Origin of the sequence: Cronobacter dublinensis subsp. dublinensis LMG 23823 (genome assembly GCF_001277235.1) — a bacterium.
Classification (GTDB): domain Bacteria; phylum Pseudomonadota; class Gammaproteobacteria; order Enterobacterales; family Enterobacteriaceae; genus Cronobacter; species Cronobacter dublinensis.
This window is the reverse complement of record NZ_CP012266.1, coordinates 3,289,448-3,308,240: the sequence shown is the minus strand read 5'-3', so window position 1 is coordinate 3,308,240 and position 18,793 is coordinate 3,289,448. Positions and strand designations below refer to the sequence as shown.

The 18,793-nt window shown below is 60.2% G+C and carries 10 protein-coding genes; 6 read left to right on the top strand and 4 right to left on the bottom strand.

All coding sequences use genetic code 11. The features are described from left to right. The first annotated feature begins 122 nt into the window (after positions 1–122). The gene (locus AFK67_RS15170; RefSeq protein ID WP_032966476.1) at positions 123–2,225 is read left to right on the top strand and encodes a M48 family metallopeptidase; all 2,103 of its coding nucleotides are present in this window, start codon (positions 123–125) and stop codon (positions 2,223–2,225) included. Between the two features lie 112 nt (positions 2,226–2,337). Beyond that, positions 2,338–4,461, top strand: coding sequence for a M48 family metallopeptidase (locus tag AFK67_RS15165; protein ID WP_007712725.1), 2,124 nt, complete (start codon positions 2,338–2,340; stop codon positions 4,459–4,461). 73 nt (positions 4,462–4,534) lie between these two features. Here the strand turns inward: AFK67_RS15165 and AFK67_RS15160 are convergent, their stop codons facing one another. The 4 genes from AFK67_RS15160 to AFK67_RS15145 all read right to left on the bottom strand — a co-directional run bounded on the left by AFK67_RS15160 (position 4,535) and on the right by AFK67_RS15145 (position 9,171). Further along, positions 4,535–5,308, bottom strand: coding sequence for a MurR/RpiR family transcriptional regulator (locus AFK67_RS15160; protein ID WP_007712731.1), 774 nt, complete (start codon positions 5,306–5,308; stop codon positions 4,535–4,537). Between the two features lie 3 nt (positions 5,309–5,311). After that, the gene (gene sseA / locus AFK67_RS15155) at positions 5,312–6,157 is read right to left on the bottom strand and encodes a 3-mercaptopyruvate sulfurtransferase (protein ID WP_007712734.1); all 846 of its coding nucleotides are present in this window, start codon (positions 6,155–6,157) and stop codon (positions 5,312–5,314) included. A 92-nt stretch (positions 6,158–6,249) separates the two neighbouring features. Next, positions 6,250–7,614 carry a 6-phospho-alpha-glucosidase gene (locus tag AFK67_RS15150; RefSeq protein ID WP_007712741.1) on the bottom strand — a complete coding sequence of 455 codons (1,365 nt, stop codon included), beginning with the start codon at positions 7,612–7,614 and terminating at the stop codon, positions 6,250–6,252. Between the two features lie 12 nt (positions 7,615–7,626). Next, entirely contained in the window at positions 7,627–9,171 is a 1,545-nt protein-coding gene (locus AFK67_RS15145; protein WP_032966478.1) for a PTS transporter subunit EIIC, read from the bottom strand. Positions 9,172–9,528: 357 nt separating this feature from the next. Here AFK67_RS15145 and AFK67_RS15140 point away from each other — a divergent pair, with 357 nt between their 5' ends. The 4 genes from AFK67_RS15140 to AFK67_RS15125 all read left to right on the top strand — a co-directional run bounded on the left by AFK67_RS15140 (position 9,529) and on the right by AFK67_RS15125 (position 18,769). Beyond that, entirely contained in the window at positions 9,529–14,478 is a 4,950-nt protein-coding gene (locus AFK67_RS15140) for an alpha-2-macroglobulin family protein (RefSeq protein ID WP_032966480.1), read from the top strand. A gap of 13 nt (positions 14,479–14,491) precedes the next feature. Next, complete coding sequence (gene pbpC, locus AFK67_RS15135) at positions 14,492–16,822, top strand: peptidoglycan glycosyltransferase PbpC (RefSeq protein ID WP_038883161.1); 2,331 nt, start codon at positions 14,492–14,494, stop codon at positions 16,820–16,822. Positions 16,823–16,988: 166 nt separating this feature from the next. After that, complete coding sequence (ndk, locus tag AFK67_RS15130) at positions 16,989–17,420, top strand: nucleoside-diphosphate kinase (RefSeq protein ID WP_007712751.1); 432 nt, start codon at positions 16,989–16,991, stop codon at positions 17,418–17,420. Positions 17,421–17,602: 182 nt separating this feature from the next. After that, complete coding sequence (locus tag AFK67_RS15125) at positions 17,603–18,769, top strand: dual-specificity RNA methyltransferase RlmN (RefSeq protein ID WP_007712753.1); 1,167 nt, start codon at positions 17,603–17,605, stop codon at positions 18,767–18,769. The last annotated feature ends 24 nt before the right edge of the window (positions 18,770–18,793 follow it).

Genomic DNA, 18,793 nt, shown 5'->3' with positions numbered 1-18,793 from the left:
CCGCCCGCGCACGCGCTTTGCTAAGCTTGCCGCCTTCTGCGTCCCCCGTTACGTTTCTTTGCTGTTACGCTGCCTGAATGTGGGCGGGCGCCGTTCCTGTTTTATCGACCCGGGGCCACATCATGAATAAAAAGAGCGTCACTTACCTCTTTTTAATACCGCTTATTCTGTTCTTTTATGCCGCCTGGCAAAACGGGCGCGTTAACACGGTGGTTGAGCGCGCTGCGTATGAAACGCAGATTATTGAGACCGCCAGCCAGTCGCCGCAGGCGACCCTCACGTATCGTCGCGATGGGCAGGAGGTTGACCTGCCTGCCGCCGAGGCACAGGAGGCAGCCAGGCGTTATCTGGATGAAAACAGAGACTGGATTAGCGCGGCTGACATTGAGCGCTTTCTGGCACACTGGAGTATGTGGTTCACGGCCCTCAGTTTACTGATTAATGCGGGCGTGGTGGCGCTGTGCCGTTTCTGCGTGCTGCAAGGCAAGCGTTCGCAGCGGGCGCTGTTAAACGCGTTTTACCTGTCTCGCTTTTTGCTACCCCTTTTTATGGGCGCGCAGTTGCTGATAGGCCCGACCTATCAGCTAAGCCTGCTGTTTTATGAAATGATCTGGGCTGCGATACACTTCGAGCTCAGTCTCAAGGCAGGTAAAGTCTTTTTATTTCTTTTCATCATGGCAGCCGCTTTGCTGTGGTTTTTCGGGCGCGTGCTGGTGACGGTCGTGAAATGCTACGGCCTGTTCCGCCCGGTGGCGAAGCCGGTGCTCGGGCTGCGTGTCAGCCGCACTGAGGCCCCCGCGCTCTGGCAGGCGGTGGACGCGCTGTCAAAGGGCGCTGACGCGCCAGATAACATCGTGGTGGGGCTTACGGAAAATTTCTACGTTACCGCAAGCCCGGTGCAGCTTGATAACGGCGAGATGGTAACTGGCCAGACGCTTTATTTCCCGCTCACCTGGGCGGCACTGCTGAGTCCGGAAGAAATAACGGCCGTGGTGGGGCATGAGCTTGGGCACTTCAGTGGAAAAGATACGGAATTTAGTCGCCGCTTTTTACCGCTTTACGCCGGGTTTAGCCGCAGCCTTGAGGCGCTGGAACCCCAGGAGGGGAAAAAGCCTTTCGCGAGCGTGCTGGAGCTTCGCACCGCGTTATACAGTGCGCATTATTTTCTCGAGCAATTCCACGGCATGGTGATGTACTGGCGTCAGCAGCGTGAACACGCCGCCGATGAAGCGGGCGCAAAAGCGAGCTCGCCGCAGGCACTCGCCTCGGCGCTGTTGCGTATTGTTGCGCTGAGTGGCCCGGTGGATGAGTATCTGAGCGAGGTTTACCAGGCGAAAGTCCAGACCGATAACGTTGTGACGTCGCTGCTGGCCCATCTCAGCGGTCGCCCGCTGCCAGACCCGCGCGATTATCTCGAACAAGAGATTTCGCACCCTTATGACTCCCACCCGTCGTCCCGTTCGCGTATCGAGGCGCTGGGCTGCTCCGTCGAGCTGTCGGCGATCCAGGCTTCACGCCCGGTCACGATGCAAAGTTACGCGCACCTGCAGACGCTGTTTGCCGATGTCGACGGGCTGGCGCGCGCGCTTACCGCGCACCTCGTAGGTGAAGTCGCCGAACAGCGCAATGTCTGGCGCGAAGAGCTCAATACCGTGGTGCAGGCCGCTTCAGGCGAAAAAGCGATCTACAGCCGCAGCCGTATTTCGCGCGGCGGAATTCTGACTATCGTCACGTTTGTCTCGCTGATAGTGGCCTTTCATACCGGTCGTGAGTGGGATTACCCGCCCGGCAAGCGTGAGTTTACTGCGCTTATCCTCACGCTGGTGTTTGTCTATTTCTGCTGGCTTGGCGTTCGCAGCGTGCTGCGTTACTGGCGCGCCAGCAAAGAGCCCATCATGATCCTGACGCCGCAAAGCCTGATTTTCAGCGAGCTCACCGAACCGGTGCCGCTTTCCGCGCTGACCGGCTATCAGTTCTTCCTCACGAAAAACGATATGCTGATAGAACTTGAATACAAAGAAGGCTACCAGCCTCCGCCGTTGGCTGGCTCGCGCTTTCGGGCGTATCGCCATGTGGATAAAAAAGCGCGCCAGATGCTGCTGGATGTGAGCGGCAAACTGCGTGATGCCGACAATAAACCGGTTTCGCAAGAACAACTGATGGAGCTGGTGGAAATGTATTTCCATGCGCCCGCCGCCCAGGCGGAACTCCATACGATGCAATAACCCACCGGCCCCGTCAGAGGGCTGTGGTTAAGGCGCCTGTCGGTGAACAGGCGCGTTTCACCGCGGGGGAAGGCCCCCGCAGTCTATGGATGAACAAGGAAACGACGTAACGATGAACAGGAAGCATCTCGCTTATCTTTTTCTGGTGCCGCTGCTGGTGGCCTGCTATGCCGTCTGGCAGCACTGGCGCGTTAGCGACATTCTGGAGAGCGTCGACAGCTCAAACCACCTGATTCAGGTCGCGAGCGACGCGATGAAAAAGGACCCGAAAGCGATCATTGAATTCGAGAGCGACGGGAAAAACTATCGCGTTCCGGCCGCTGAAGTGATTGAGAGCGAGCGGAGCGTGCAGAACGAATACGCCGGGCAGATCATGCTGGCGCGCGCCCAGGGCGGGATGACGTCATTCGCCATCGGCCTTGCGCTGCTCTGTATCGCTATCAACGCGGGCGCTATCGCGCTGTGTCGTCGTAGCGTGACGATAGCGAAACAGTCGCAGGACGCGCTGGTGCAGGCGTTTGACAGATGCCGCAAGCTGCTGCCGTGGCTGATGGTGACGCAAATCGTCTGCTGTGGGCTGGCGCTGTTCGCGGTCGTCGGGTATGAGACGCTCTGGTTCGCCACCCACTTCAAAATGAACGCGGGCGGCATCAAGGTGATGTTCCTGGCGCTGCTGGTGCTGTTCGGTATTTTGTGGGTGCTCTATAAAAGCCTCGGCAGCATCCGTCGCTGCTTCGCGCTGTTCCAGCCGGAGCCGAACCACGTTGTGGGCCATAACCTGACGCGCGAGCAGGCGCCTGCGCTCTGGAGCCTGGTGGAGTCGCTCGCGCAGAAAACCGGGGCGATGGTGCCGGATAATATCGTAGTCGGGATGCTGGAAGGCTTTTACGTCACCGCCAACAATGTGCAGCTTGAAGACGGTCCGCTGCTGACCGGCCAGACGCTGTACTTCCCGCTCACCTGGGCGGCGATGCTCGATAAAGACGAAACCAGCGCGGTGATAGGCCATGAGCTGGGTCACTTTGCAGGTCAGGATACCCAGTACAGCCTGCGCTTCGCGCCGCTTTACGCGGGCATTACCAACAGTATCCACACGATGGCGGAGAGCCAGCAAAACGCGCCGTTTATCGATCACGTGGTGCTGTATCCGTCGCTCTATATGGGCGTCTATTTTATCGAGCAACTGCATGAAACGGTGAGCCACTGGAGCCGTATTCGCGAACACGCCGCTGACGAAATGGGCGCGCGCGCCAGCTCGGCGCAGGCGCTGGCCTCGTCGCTGCTGCGTATTTCCGCCATCAGCGAGCCGCTGGACAACACGCTGGAAGATTTCTTCAACGGCAAACCGGGCTTTGACGATCTCGTGGCCGCGCTGGCAGCCCGCATTGGCGAAGAGGGCTTTGGCGATATTCAGCGTTACCTTGAGCATAAAGCCGCGCACCCGACCGACAGCCACCCGCCGTCACGCTCGCGTATTGAAGCGCTCGGCTGCGCTATCGACGATACGCTGATCGGCCACGCCACGCGCCCGGCACCGCAGGATGCGTGGGAAAACCTGCGTCTGTGGTTCGCACAGCCTGAAGCGCTTACCGGTAAGATGACTGGCGAACTTGCCGGGAAAGTGGCGGAGCACCGCGAAGAGTTCCGCCGCGAGCTGGAAGAAGTGGTGCAGCAGTCTGGCGAGGCCGTCACCCTTTATTCCGGCAAAAAAGTCTTTTTCGTCGGCGGTATTCTGGCGGTGGTGCTGTTTATCGCCACGTTTGCCCTGCTGGTGGTCGTTAATCCGTTTACTATGGCGGGTGCTGACGGTGTCAAAATGATTGCCACCGGGCTGGGCACGGGCCTCCTGGGCTTGCTGACCTGCTTCGTGCTCTGGCAGCAGTGGCAGAAGCGTGACATTCCGTTCCTGACAATGACGCCGGACGCGCTGCAGTGCCGTCAGTTCACCGCAGGCATTCCGCTTAGCGCCATTGAGGATTTCTCGGTGCAAACCGCCAACCACACCACCACCGTGACGCTGTTTTACCGCGAAGGGTTTGAACCGCCGCGCGCGGTCGGTGGTCGCTGGAAAAACTACACCCGCGTGAAGCGCAGCAAGCGTAAGCTGGCGTTTGTGTTTATCGGCGGGCTGCGCGAAGGGGATGGCCGTAAAACGTACTCCGCTGAGATGCTGGTGGAGCTGCTGGTGCGTAACCTTAACGCCATCCATGCGCGCGACGCGCTGGCGCGTTTCTGACGCGTAAAAAGCGCGGCCTGTGTGCCGCGCGGTGGATGTTCAACGCAGAACCACTTCTTCGGAAGTGGTTTTTTTATTCCAGCGCCTGCAACAGCAGCAGATCGATAAGCATCACCAGGTTGGATTCAAACGAGGTGATCCCCGCCGCCTCAGCGGCGTAATGGATAGCTTCGTCATAGAGCGCAAAATGCAGCCCGGACAGCGCCGCCAGCGGATTAGGCGACGCGCGGGTAAACGCCACCACCTCCATGCCGACATTGCGGGCGATGCGCGCTTTATCGAGCACCTGCTCCGTTTCGCCGCTGCGTGAGACCGCGATAAACACTTCATAACGCGCCGCGTTGCTGAGGAAAATATTACGGCTGTCGCCGGGGCCGGAGATAAACGCCGTCTTACCCAGCACCTGTAATTTTTTAGTCAGGTACTCGGCAAACAGATACGAAAACCCGGCACCATAGAGAAAGAACCGCTCTTTTTCGCGCAACAACTGGCTGAAGGCGGCGATCTTTTCAGGCGTTACCCAGCGAAAGCTCTGCTGATAGTTATCGATAAAGCGCTCAAACAGCACAGGCAGCGAGTCCGGCTCGGCCTGCGCCTCAATGGCAATATGCGGCGTGTCAGTAAGCAGTTGCTTACAATGCCAGATAAGCTCGCTGTAGCCGCTGAAGCCAAGCTTATGGCACAGCCGCATAATGGTGGCGGTGGAAACAAACGTCTCCTGCGCCAGCTCGCGTACCGTGATATTTCCCACCCGTAGCGGATGCGTCGTCAGGTGGGAAAGCACGCGATATTCGGCGCGGGTGAGCGATTCCCCGCGGGTTAATAGCGGCGCGAGGCGGCTGTCCATTGCTTACGCGGGCTCGACAGGCAGATCCTGACGGCCGCCCCATTCGCTCCACGAGCCGTCATAGAGCGTCACGTCGCTCGCACCAAGCGTGGCGAGGGCGAGGGTGACGACCGCCGCCGTCACGCCTGAGCCGCAGCTGGTGATAATCGGGCGATGCAGATTCACGCCCTGGCGTGCGAAAATCGCGTGCAGTTCGTCAGTCGTTTTCAGCTGGCCTTTAACCACCAGTTCGGTCCACGGCACGTTCAGCGCGCCGGGCATATGGCCGCGTCTGAGGCCGGGGCGCGGCTCGTCGGCTTCGGCGTTAAAGCGCGCCGCCGGGCGGGCATCGACAATCTGCGCGGTTTTCTCATGGCTCGCCAGCAGCACGTCGGTCAGGCGCTTAATCTGCAGTTCGTCGAGTTTCGCCTCGAATTCGCCTTCCGGCGCCTCGACCGCGCCTTCCTGTAAGGGAAAACCGTCGCGCTGCCATTCGGCGAGGCCGCCTGCCAGAATCGAGACGTTCTGCACGCCGAACGCGCGCAGCATCCACCAGGCGCGCGGCGCCGAGAAGAGATTGCCTTCGTCGTAAATAATCAGGTGTTTATCATCATTGACCCCAAGCTCGCGCATGGCGACCGCGAAGGTCTCCGGGCGCGGCATCATATGGGGCAGGGGAGAGGCGTGATCGGACAGCGCTTCGATGTCAAAAAAAAGCGCGCCGGGCAGATGGCCCGCCCGGTACTCTTGCGCCATATCGCGCAAATGTTCCTGTCCGGCAGGGGCCATGCGGGCGTCGAGGATCTGAATTTCCGGGTCGTCGATATGCTCTGCAAGCCAGTGGCTCGCGACAAAAAAAGAGGTGGACATGGCGTTCTCCGTGTCATCGCTGAGAAACGGATTGTCAGCGCTTTTTCACCTCACCACAAGCCATCATTATTGATGCCGCGAGCGGGCTCCGGTTATGACGCTGCTTCTCCGTTCACCCAGGCTTTTTGCAGCGCCGGCCAGTAGTCGCGGTTCGCCTCGATCATGTCATCGAGGATCGCTTTGGCGTGCTGCATCGTGGGTACCGTACGGTTAAGTGTAAACGCCTGCAGCGCTTTTTCGTAACTTCCTTCAAGCGTCGCCTCAACCAGCAGCTGTTCGGAGGCAAGCTGTTGCATCAGCAGCGTCTGGTGGAAGAGCGGCACTGCGCCCATGCGCACCGGCTCCGGGCCTGCGGCGGTGATGTAAGCGGGCACTTCAACCATCGCGTCGTACGGCAGGTTGGCGATAGCGCCTTTGTTCTCGACGATCACCAGATGACGCTGTCGTAAATCGAACGCCAGCGAGCAGGCGACATCCACAATAAACGCGCCGTGTACGCCTACGTGGAAGGCATCCGGGAGTATACCGGTACGTTTATATTCTTCCGCTGCCGCGAACAGCTTTTTCTCACGCCCGTCCATCACTTCGTTGGCGCGCGTGTAGTTCGGATCCTGGTGCTCCACGATAGCGTTCGGCATCAGGTAATACTGCAAATAAGGGTTCGGCAGATAATCCGGGAAGTTATCCATGATTGGCTTAATGTTGCGCCAGGTTTTCACCCAAGAAGGATCGGAATGCTGCGGATCAGTCTGCGCCGCGTCTTCCGTCAGCAGGCCGAACTTCGCGATATGACGGCGCAGCGCCGGGAGTTGATCCTCGCCATCCACCAGCACGCGGGTAAACCAACCGAAGTGGTTCAGCCCAAAGTAATCTACCTCCAGCTTATGGCGATCCACACCCAGGATAGCGCCCATATTACGCATCGCCGCCACCGGCATATCGCAGATATTGAGTACGCGCGCGGTCGGGCGCAGACGACGCACGCCTTCGGCCACAATCGCCGCCGGGTTGGAGTAATTCACAATCCAGGCTTTTTCATCGGCGTAACGCTCGACCATATCGATAAGTTCGACCATCGGCAGAATGGTGCGCAGGCCATAAGCCAGCCCGCCGGGGCCGCAGGTTTCCTGGCCCACCACACCGTGGCGCAGCGGAATTTTTTCATCCTGCTCGCGCATTTTGTACTGACCGACGCGCATCTGGGCGAAGACAAAATGCGCGCCGCTGAACGCCACTTCCGGGTCGCTGGTGGTGGTGAATTTGATGGTCTGGCTATGGTCGCGGATCACTTTCTCCACCACCGGCGCGATCGTCGCCTGGCGCGCGCTGTCGATATCGTAAAGACGAATTTCGGCGAGCGGGAAATCGCTTAAGCGCACCATCAGGCTTTTCACAATGCCTGGCGTATAGGTGCTGCCGCCGCCGGCGATAGATAAAATAAAGGGAGGTTTCAACATCATCAGCTCCTGTCAGAGAAACATTTCGACTGCTTCACGCATTTTTTTCACATGTAGTCCGTAGACCACCTGAACGTTATTACCCTGTTTAATCACCCCTTTCGCGCCCGTGGCTTTCAGGCGGGGTTCATCGATAGCGGCGATGTCGCGCACCGTGACGCGCAGACGGGTGTAACAGTTATCCACCACTTCGATATTGGTCCGGCCACCCAGACCTTCGATAATCGCTTCGCCAAGGCCGTCGTTAGCGCCTTTCGCCTGGTACTCCTGCTTGCTGTAAAGCCGCGTCTCCTGGTCATCATCTTCGCGCCCCGGCGTTTTCATGTTGAAGCGCAGGATAAGGAAGCGAAACACGGTGAAATAGAGCGCCGCCATGATGAGCCCCACCAGCAGGTACATCGGCCAGTTCGATTTTTCGGTGCCTAGCGGCAGGTTATAAAGAATGAAATCGATAATGCCGTTAGCGCCGATGGCGTGAACGTCCAGCAGATAAAAGAGCATCATGCCGATGCCGGTCAGTACGGCGTGCACCACGAACAGCAGCGGCGCGATAAACAGGAATGAAAATTCGATAGGTTCGGTGACGCCGACCAGCAGCGACGTCAGCGCGGCCGGGATGAGAATGGCTTTGGCGGCGGCTTTCCGCTCCGGCTTCGCCGTCATGTACATCGCGAGCGCGGCGGCGGGCAGGCCGAACATTTTGCTGATGCCGCGGGCGTCCCACACGGCTGTAGAACTTAATTGCGTGACGGAAGGGCAGGCCATCTCGGCAAAGTAAATATTGCGCGCGCCCTGATAGACGGTGCCGCATACCTCCTGCGTGCCGCCAAGCTCGGTATAAAGAAACGGCGTATAGACCAGGTGATGCAGGCCGGTCGGCACCAGAATGCGCTCAAGGAAGCCATACACCGCCACGCCAAACGGGCCCGCGCCTTTGATAGCCAGCGCCATCGCGCTGATGCCGTGCTGGGCGAAGGGCCACAGCTCGCTCATCACGACGCCCAGCACCATCGACACCGGCAGCATAATGATGGCGACGAAACAGTGGCCGGAGTAAATCGCCATCGCGCCGGAAAACTGCACGCCAGAATAGCGGTTATAAAGCCAGCCGGAGAGCGCGCCGGTAAGGATGCCCGCGAACACGCCCATTTCCAGCACCTGCACGCCGAGCACCATGCTTTGCCCGGCCGCGCGCATCTGGTCGGCAGGCGCGAGTTCGCCCTGCAACTGTAGCGTCACGCTCATCGCGTTGATAAAAACGATAAACGTCACCAGGCCAATCAGCGCCGCGTAGCCTTTGTCGCGCGCCGCAAGGCCGATGGGAATACCGACGGCGAACACCAGCGCCAGGTTCGCGAGCACCGACACCGCCGATTTAGCGATGAGCTGCCCGGTATGTTGCAGCGCTGGATGACCGAGAAACGGCAGATAGTCAGCAAGACTGCCATTCCCCAGCACGTTGCCGAACGCGATAAACAGGCCGACGATCGGCAATATTAATACGGGTCCGTAAAGGGACTTTCCAAAATGTTGTAGGGCGTTCACGGCGTATTTCATTTAGCTCTCTCTTGTTATCGTCTGGCTAAACATCGTTATCGTCTGTTTAAACGTCGTCTGGCGAAATCACCTGATGCGCAGGGGTACCGCTCAAAGGTAGCAATCCGGCGCGTTGCTAATCCAGTTATCTGATTGTTTTAAAAACAAATAACTCAAAAGGTAACATGTAACGTTACGCGCTGTGATCGCGGTAACATCTGAGGGGGAAGGGCGGGCATGGACAGCGTTTTGCAGGTCGTTGCAGAGAATTTGCAAAGCATTATGCGCTATTTATTTTTGGTGGTTTTTGTTGTCATCACTTTTAAGCATAATAGCCGCCGTTACCGGAACCGACGGCCGCGATGGCCAGGGAAAACTATGAAACAATTGCGTCTGGCTGTCATTGCGACAGCATTACTGGCGTCTTTCACTCTCGGCGGGTGCGACGACAAGGAAAGTGCTTCCGCCGATTCATCCGCGCCTGCGGCTCAAAGCAGCGCCGCGCCTGCGGCTAAGCCACAGGCGGCGGACCTGCAAAAACTGGCGCAGCAAAGCGCTGGCAAGCCCCTTAAGCTGCTTGATGCCTCCGAGGTCCAGCTCGACGGCGCCAGCACGATGGTGCTGACCTTCTCCGTCCCGCTCGATCCCAACCAGGATTTTGGCCGCGTTGTGCATCTTGTCGATAAAAAAGACGGCAAGGTAGACGGCGCCTGGGAGCTTGCTCCGAACTTAAAAGAGCTGCGTCTGCGCCACCTTGAGCCTAACCGTGAACTGGTGCTGAGCGTCGATCGCGAACTGCTGGCGCTCAATAAAGTGACGTTCGGCATGGCTTACGAGAAAACCCTGACCACGCGCGATATCGCGCCGAGCGTCGGTTTCGCGAGCCGCGGCTCGCTGCTGCCGACCAAAGTCGTGCAGGGGCTGCCGGTGATGGCGCTCAATATCTCAAGCGTCGACGTTAACTTCTACCGCGTGAAGCCGGAATCGCTGGCGGCGATGGTCAGCCAGTGGGAGTACCGCAACTCGCTCAGCAACTGGGAATCTGACCAACTGCTGAAAATGGCGGATCTGGTCTATACCGGTCGCTTTGACCTCAACCCGGCGCGCAACACGCGCGAAAAACTGCTGCTGCCGTTAAGCGACATCAAACCGTTGCAACAGCCGGGCGTCTATCTGGCGGTGATGAACCAGGCGGGGCATTACAACTACAGCAACGCCGCGACGCTCTTTACCCTGAGCGACGTCGGTCTCTCGCTGCATCGCTACCATGATCGCATGGATATCTTCACCCAGAGCCTCGAGAACGGCGCGGCGCAAAGCGGCGTGGAAGTGCGTCTCCTGAACGACAAAGGGCAGACGCTGGCGGAAGCGACCAGCGACAGCACGGGGCATGCGCGTCTTGATACGCCGAAAGAGGCGGCGCTGGTGCTGGCCCGTATGGGCGAGCAGACGACTATGCTCGATCTCAATCTCCCGGCGCTCGATCTGGCGGAGTTTGATACCGGCGGCGAGCGCGGCTACAGCAAGCAATTCTTTATGTTCGGCCCGCGCGATCTCTATCGCCCTGGCGAAACGGTGATTGTTAACGGTCTGCTGCGCGACAGCGACGGAAAACCGCTTTCGGCGCAGCCGGTGAAATTCGAAGTGGTTCGCCCGGACGGCCAGGTGGCGCGTACCCAGGTGGTGGAGCCGAATAACGGGCTTTATCAGCTCACCTGGACGCTGGATGACCAGGCAGCGACCGGCCAGTGGGTCATTCGCGCCAACACCGGCGACAACCAGAACCGCAACTGGCTGTTCCACGTTGAAGACTTTATGCCGGAGCGCATGGCGCTCAACCTGAACGTGCAGAAAGCGCCGCTGGCGCCTGCCGATACCGTGAATATCGGTATTGAAGGGCACTACCTCTACGGCGCGCCTGCGGCAGGCAACAGCCTGCAGGGCCAGCTTTATCTGCGTCCGCTGCGTGACGCGGTGCCGCAGCTGCCGGGCTTCCAGTTCGGCAACATCGCCGAGGAAAATCTTTCCCGCAGCCTGGATGAAGTGCAGCTGAATCTCGACGACGCGGGTGTGGCTCAGATCTCTACCGAAAGCCAGTGGCAGGACGTGCGTTCTCCGCTGCGCTTTATTGTGCAGGCGAGCCTGCTGGAATCGGGCGGTCGTCCGGTCACCCGCCGCGCCGAGCAGGCCATCTGGCCTGCCGATACGCTTGTGGGCATTCGTCCGCAGTTTGGCGAAAAAGCGGTCTATGACTATCGCACCGACGATACCGTTAACCAGCCGATGGTGGATGAAAACGGCAACGCCGGTTTCGATATCGTCTATGCCAACGCGCAGGGCGAAAAAGTGGCCGTGAAGGGGCTGAAAGTGCGCCTGGTGCGCGAGCGCCGCGACTACTACTGGAACTGGTCAGATTCGGAAGGCTGGCTGTCGCAGTTCGATCAAAAAGATCTGGTCGAAGCCGAGCAGACTATCGATCTGGCGGCGGGCGAAACGGGCAAAGTCAGCTTCCCGGTGGAGTGGGGCTCTTATCGCCTCGAAGTGGTATCGCCTGACGAACTGGTCAGCAGCATGCGCTTCTGGGCCGGTTACAGCTGGCAGGACAACAGCGACGGTGCCAGCGCGCCGCGCCCCGATCGCGTCACGCTGAAAATCGACAAACCGTTCTACCAGCCGGGCGACACCATCAAGCTGCACATTGCCGCGCCAGCCGCAGGCAAAGGCTATGCGATGGTGGAATCTTCTGAAGGCCCGCTGTGGTGGCAGGAGATAGACGTGCCGGAGAAAGGGCTCGATCTGGAGATTCCGGTCGATAAAGCCTGGAAACGTCACGATCTCTACCTCAGCACGCTGGTGGTGCGCCCTGGTGACAAATCCCGTTCTGCGACGCAAAAACGCGCGGTCGGCCTGCTGCATCTGCCGATGGGCGATGAAAACCGTCGCCTGAACCTGACGCTGGACACGCCTGCAAAAATGCGCCCGGACAGCACGCTGTCGGTGAAAGTGAAAGCCAGCGTGAAAAACGGCGAGCTGCCGAAGCAGATCAACGTACTGGTTTCGGCGGTGGACAGCGGCGTGCTGAACATTACCGACTACGTCACGCCCGATCCTTGGCGCGGCTTCTTTGGCAAGAAACGCTACGGCGCGGATATTTACGATATCTACGGTCAGGTGATTGAAGGCCAGGGTCGTCTGGCGGCGCTGCGCTTCGGCGGCGACGGCGACGAGCTGAACCGCGGCGGCAAGCCGCCGGTTAACCATGTCACCATCATTGCCGAGCAGGCGGTACCGGTGCAGCTGAACGAGCAGGGCGAAGGCACGATCACGCTGCCGGTCGGTGACTTTAACGGCGAACTGCGCGTGATGGCGCAGGCCTGGAGCGACGACCGCTTCGGCAGCGGCGAAGGCAAAGTAATCGTTGCCGCGCCCGTGATTGCCGAGATGAGCACGCCGCGCTTCCTCGCGGGCGGCGACACCTCGCGCCTGGCGCTGGACATCACCAACCTGACCGAACAGCCGCAGCAGCTTAACGTTAACTTCAGCGCCAGCGGGCTGGTGCGTATGGATACGCAGACCACCGAGCAGGTCAGCCTGAAAGCGGGCGGTCGTACCACGCTGTTCGTGCCGGTGGCCGCCAGCGACGGCTTCGGCGACGGAACGATACAGGCGCAAATCACGGGCCTGTCGCTGCCGGGCGAGCGCTTCGCGCCGCTCAAGCGCGAGTGGAAAATCGGCGTGCGTCCGGCGTACCCGGCGCAAACTATTAACAGCGGAGCGATGCTGCGCGCGGGCGAAATCTGGACTGTTCCAGCGTCGCACCTGCAAGGGCTGAACGCCTCGACGCTTGAGGGCCGGTTGCTGCTGAGCGGCCGTCCGCCGCTGAATATCGCGCGTTATATCGAAGAGCTGCGCGCCTATCCTTACGGCTGCCTTGAGCAGACCACCAGCGGCCTGTTCCCGTCGCTGTATACCAGCGCCGCGCAGCTGAAAGCGCTCGGCATTAAAGGCGATACCGACGAGCAGCGCCGCGCGGCGGTGGATATCGGCATTGCCCGCCTGCTGGAGATGCAGCGTGAAGAAGGCGGTTTTGGTCTGTGGGATAAAGAAAGCCCGGAAGAGTACTGGGCAACAGCGTACGTGACCGATTTCCTGGTGCGCGCGGGCGAGCAGGGCTACAGCGTGCCTGCGGATGCGCTGAATAAAGCCAATGCGCGCCTGCTGCGTTACCTCCAGGATCCAGGCACCATCGCGCTGCGCTACAGCGAAAATAACGCGGCCTCGCGCTTTGCGGTACAAGCGTATGCCGGACTGGTGCTGGCGCGTCAGCAGAAAGCGCCGCTCGGCGCGCTGCGTGACGCCTGGGAGCATCGCGCGCAAGCGGGCGGCGGTCTGCCGCTGGTGCAGCTTGGCGTCGCGCTGAAGCTGATGGGCGATGCGCCACGCAGCACAGCCGCGCTGGATCTGGGCGTGAAAACCGAGCGTCCACGCAATCTCGGCTGGCTTGGCGACTACGGCAGCGACCTGCGTGACGACGCGCTGAAGCTGAGCCTGTTGCAGGAATATAACCTGCAGGCCGACCAGCAGAGCACGCTGCTCTCCGCGCTCTCTGATGAGGCGTATGGCCAGCGCTGGCTTTCTACGCAGGAAAGCAACGCGCTGTTCCTGGCGGGCCGCAACCTGGTAAACCAGCCGGGTAACTGGCAGGCGCAAACCACCCTTGCTGGGCAGTTCATGAGCGGCGATAAAGCGCAGAGCGTGGCGCTGAACGCCGATACGCTTAGCGCGCTGCAGGTGACCAACACGGCCCAGACGCCGCTCTGGATCCGTCTTGACAGCCAGGGGTACCCGGACGCCGCGCCGCAGCCTTCCGGCAACGTGCTGCATATCGAGCGCCACTACCTCAACAGCAAAGGCGAGTCGGTGTCGCTCTCCAGCCTGAAGAGCGGTGAACTGGTGCTGGTCTGGCTGAACATCTGGGCGGATAAAACGGTGCCGGACGCGCTGGTGGTGGATCTTCTCCCTGCCGGGCTTGAACTGGAAAACCAGAATCTCGCTAACGCCAGCGCCAGCCTGAGCAGCGCCGGTGGCGAGGCAGGCGAGCTTATCAGCCGCATGCAGCAGATGGATATTCAGCATATGGAATTCCGCGATGACCGCTTTGTCGCCGCGCTGCCGGTGAACGAAGGCGCGTACGCTACGCTGGTTTATATGGCGCGTGCGGTGACGCCGGGCACCTATAAAGTGCCTGCGCCGCAGGTGGAGTCGATGTACGTGCCGCAATGGCGCGCGACCGGTGCGACTATCCCTGCGCTGACTATCTACCCCTGACAGGTGAGTTGTGATTAAAAGCCTGTTGAAAAGGCGCCGCCGCTGGATGATTCTGGCGGCGGCGCCGCTTTTATTGTGTGCCGCGCTATGGCTTGCCGATAAACTCTGGCCGCTGCCGCTGTATGAAGTGCAGCCCGCACGCGTGGTCGTGGCGCAGGACGGCACGCCGCTGTGGCGCTTCGCGGATAAAAACGGCATCTGGCGTTATCCCGTCACCATTGAGGATGTGTCGCCGCGCTATCTTGAGGCGCTGCTGAACTATGAAGACCGCTGGTTCTGGCGCCACCCCGGTATCAACCCGCTCGCCATCGCCCGCGCGGCCTGGCAGGATCTCCGCTCCGGCTCGGTCGTCTCCGGCGGCAGCACGCTGACCATGCAGGTCGCGCGCCTGCTGGACCCGCATCCGCGCACCTTCGGCGGCAAGCTGCGCCAGGTGTGGCGCGCAATGCAGCTCGAATGGCATCTCTCGAAAGCGGACATTCTCACGCTCTACCTGAATCGCGCGCCGTTTGGCGGCACGTTGCAGGGGATAGGCGCGGCCAGTTGGGTCTATCTCGGCAAGCCGCCTTCCAGGTTGAGCTATTCCGACGCCGCGTTGCTGGCGGTGCTGCCGCAGGCGCCGAGCCGTCTGCGCCCGGACCGCTGGCCGGATCGCGCCCAGGCGGCCCGCGATAAAGTCCTGCGCCGTATGGCGACGCAAGGTGTCTGGAGCGAGAAACAGGTGCGCGAGTCGCTGGAGGAGCCCGTGTGGCTTGCGCCACGCCAGATGCCGCAGCTTGCGCCATTGCTCTCGCGCCGCCTGGTCACCCAGCGGCGTGAAACCAAAATCACCACCACGCTCGACGCCGGGTTACAGCGTCAGCTGGAAGATCTCGCGCAGAACTGGAAGGGGCGTCTCCCGGCGCGTACCTCGCTTGCGATCCTCGTGGTCGACCATACTACGATGGAAGTACGCGGCTGGGTCGGTTCGGCGGATATCAACGACGACGCGCGCTTCGGGCATGTCGATATGGTGACGGCCATCCGCTCGCCGGGCTCGGTGCTGAAGCCGTTCGTGTACGGGCTGGCGCTCGATGAAGGGCTGATCCATCCGGCGTCGCTGTTGCAGGATGTGCCGCGCCGTTTCGGCGACTATCGTCCCGGCAACTTTGACAGCGGCTTTAACGGCCCGGTCAGCATGAGCGAGGCGCTGGTGCGTTCGCTCAATCTGCCCGCCGTTCAGGTGCTGGAAGCCTACGGGCCGAAGCGCTTTACGGCCCGGTTGCGTAACGTTGGGCTGGCGCTGCGCTTCCCGCCGACGGCGCAGCCGAGCCTGGCGGTGATTCTGGGCGGCGCGGGTGCTCGTCTTGATGAGATTGTGGCGGCGTACAGCGCGTTCGCCCGCCACGGTCAGGCGGCGCAACTTCGCGTGGTGAAGGGCGATCGCCTGGTGGAGCGGCCGCTGATGTCGCCGGGCGCGGCATGGATTATTCGCCGTATCCTGGCGAACGAGGCGCAACCGCTGCCGGACGGCTCGCTGCCGCAGGTGGTGCCGCTGGCCTGGAAAACGGGCACCAGCTACGGCTATCGCGATGCCTGGGCCGTGGGCGTCTCGTCGCGCTATCTGATTGGCGTCTGGACAGGGCGACCGGATGCGACGCCGGTCGCCGGACAGTTTGGCTTCGCCAGCGCCGTACCGGTGCTTAACCAGGTGAATAATCTGTTGCAGGCGGGTGCTGCCTCGGCGGTGCAACAGGCGCGCGAGCCGGTGGATCCGCGTCCGGCGTCGGTTTCCGCTGGCACTATCTGCTGGCCGGGCGGGCAGCATCTGCCGCCAGGCGACACCAACTGCCGCCGCCGGTTATCGACGTGGCTGCTGGATAACAGCGAGCCGCCGACGCTGCTTGCCGAAGGTCAGGAGGGGAGCCGCGGCATTCAGTTCCCGCTGTGGCTGAACGAAAAGGGCGAGCGGGTGGCGGCGGATTGCCCGCACGTCTCTGAGAGCCGGTTGCTGCTCTGGCCGCTGCCGCTGGAGCCGTGGCTGCCGCCGGGCGAGCGACGGGCCGCGCGTCTGCCGCCGGTCTCCGCACAGTGTCCGCCGGTGCATCAGCAGGATCTGGTGCCGCTGCTGCTGACCGGCGTGCGCGACGGCGCCGTTCTGAAGCGGCTGCCGGGGCAAGCGTCGCTTTCTCTGCCGCTGCGCAGTCAGGGCGGCGGCGGTCGTCACTGGTGGTTCCTGAACGGCGAACCGCTGGAAAAAGAGGGCGACAGCGTGACGCTGACCTTCACCGACAGCGGCGATTATCAGGTATTGCTGATGGATGAGGCCGGGCAGGTCGCCGCCGCGCAGTTCCGCGTGGAGTAAACAAAAAGCGCAAAAAGCGCGCTTTCGACATTAAGTGTTGCCAAAGGTAATATTATTTTAAAAAAATGTTATCCCTAACCGTAGGCAAGGATAGCGTTGCTCATTATAATCGGCGCCAATTCTAAACTCGCCTGTCGGGCAAACAGAACAACTTACAGAGGTAATCATGGCAATTGAGCGTACTTTTTCCATCATCAAGCCGAACGCGGTCGCTAAAAACGTTATCGGCAGCATTTTCGCCCGTTTTGAATCCGCTGGCTTCAAAATCATCGGCACCAAAATGCTGCACCTGTCCGTTGAGCAGGCGCGTGGCTTCTACGCTGAGCACGAAGGCAAACCGTTCTTCGACGGCCTGGTGGAATTCATGACCTCTGGCCCGATCGTGGTTTCCGTTCTGGAAAGCGAAAACGCGGTACAGCGTCACCGCGATCTGCTGGGTGCGACCAACCCGGCTAACGCGCTGGCAGGCACCCTGCGCGCTGACTACGCGGACAGCTTCACCGAAAACGGCACCCACGGTTCCGATTCCGTTGAGTCTGCGAACCGCGAAATCGCCTATTTCTTCGGCGAAGGCGAAATCTGCCCGCGCACTCGCTAATTGAGCGAAACGGCTAAGCGACATTTACATTTTATTTCCATGATGTCGCTTTAAGCCGTGGCGTCACTGCCATAGAATTTGTACAATGCTGCGCCCCGGATGAGCCTGCTCTTACCGGGGCGTCTTCTTTTTTATCAACCCTCCAGAGGCCGTAACGTGTAACAACGAGGCCAGGATCGAATATGTCTGAACACATTGTCACGCCTGAGACTGATTCAGCAGCGCCTGCTATTAAGTCTGAAAAAATTAACCTCCTCGATCTGAACCGCCAGGAAATGCGCGAGTTCTTTAAAACGCTGGGTGAAAAGCCGTTTCGCGCCGATCAGGTGATGAAATGGATGTATCACTATTGCAGCGACGATTTCGATGAGATGACCGACATCAACAAAGTGCTGCGCGGCAAGTTGAAGGAAGTGGCGGAAATCCGTGCGCCGGAAGTGGTCGAAGAGCAGCGCTCTTCTGACGGCACCATCAAATGGGCTATCGCGGTCGGCGATCAGCGCGTTGAAACCGTTTATATCCCGGAAGACGATCGCGCCACGCTGTGCGTCTCGTCGCAGGTGGGCTGCGCGCTGGAGTGCAAATTCTGCTCAACCGCACAGCAGGGCTTTAACCGCAACCTGCGCGTGTCGGAAATTATCGGCCAGGTGTGGCGCGCGGCGAAGATTATCGGCGCGGCGAAAGTGACCGGCCAGCGTCCTATCACCAACGTGGTGATGATGGGGATGGGCGAACCGCTGCTGAACCTGACCAACGTGGTGCCGGCGATGGAAATCATGCTCGACGATTTCGGCTTTGGGCTTTCCAAACGTCGCGTGACGCTCTCTACGTCGGGTGTCGTGCCGGCGCTGGACAAGCTTGGCGATATGATTGACGTGGCGCTGGCGATTTCGCTGCACGCCCCGAACGATGAAATTCGCGATGAAATTGTGCCTATCAATAAAAAGTACAACATCGAGACGTTCCTCGCTGCCGTGCGCCGTTATATCGGCAAATCCAACGCCAACCAGGGCCGTGTGACCATCGAGTACGTGATGCTGGATCACGTGAACGACGGCACCGAGCATGCGCACCAGCTGGCGGAACTGCTGAAAGATACGCCGTGCAAGATCAACCTGATCCCGTGGAACCCCTTCCCGGGCGCGCCGTATGGCCGCAGCTCCAACAGCCGTATCGATCGCTTCTCTAAGGTGCTGATGAGTTACGGTTTCACCACCATCGTGCGTAAAACGCGCGGCGACGATATCGACGCGGCCTGCGGACAGCTGGCGGGCGACGTTATCGACCGCACCAAACGCACTATGCGCAAGCGTATGCAAGGTGAACCGATCGCCGTTAAGGCAGTCTGACAGGCAGTAAAAAGCCTGTAAGGT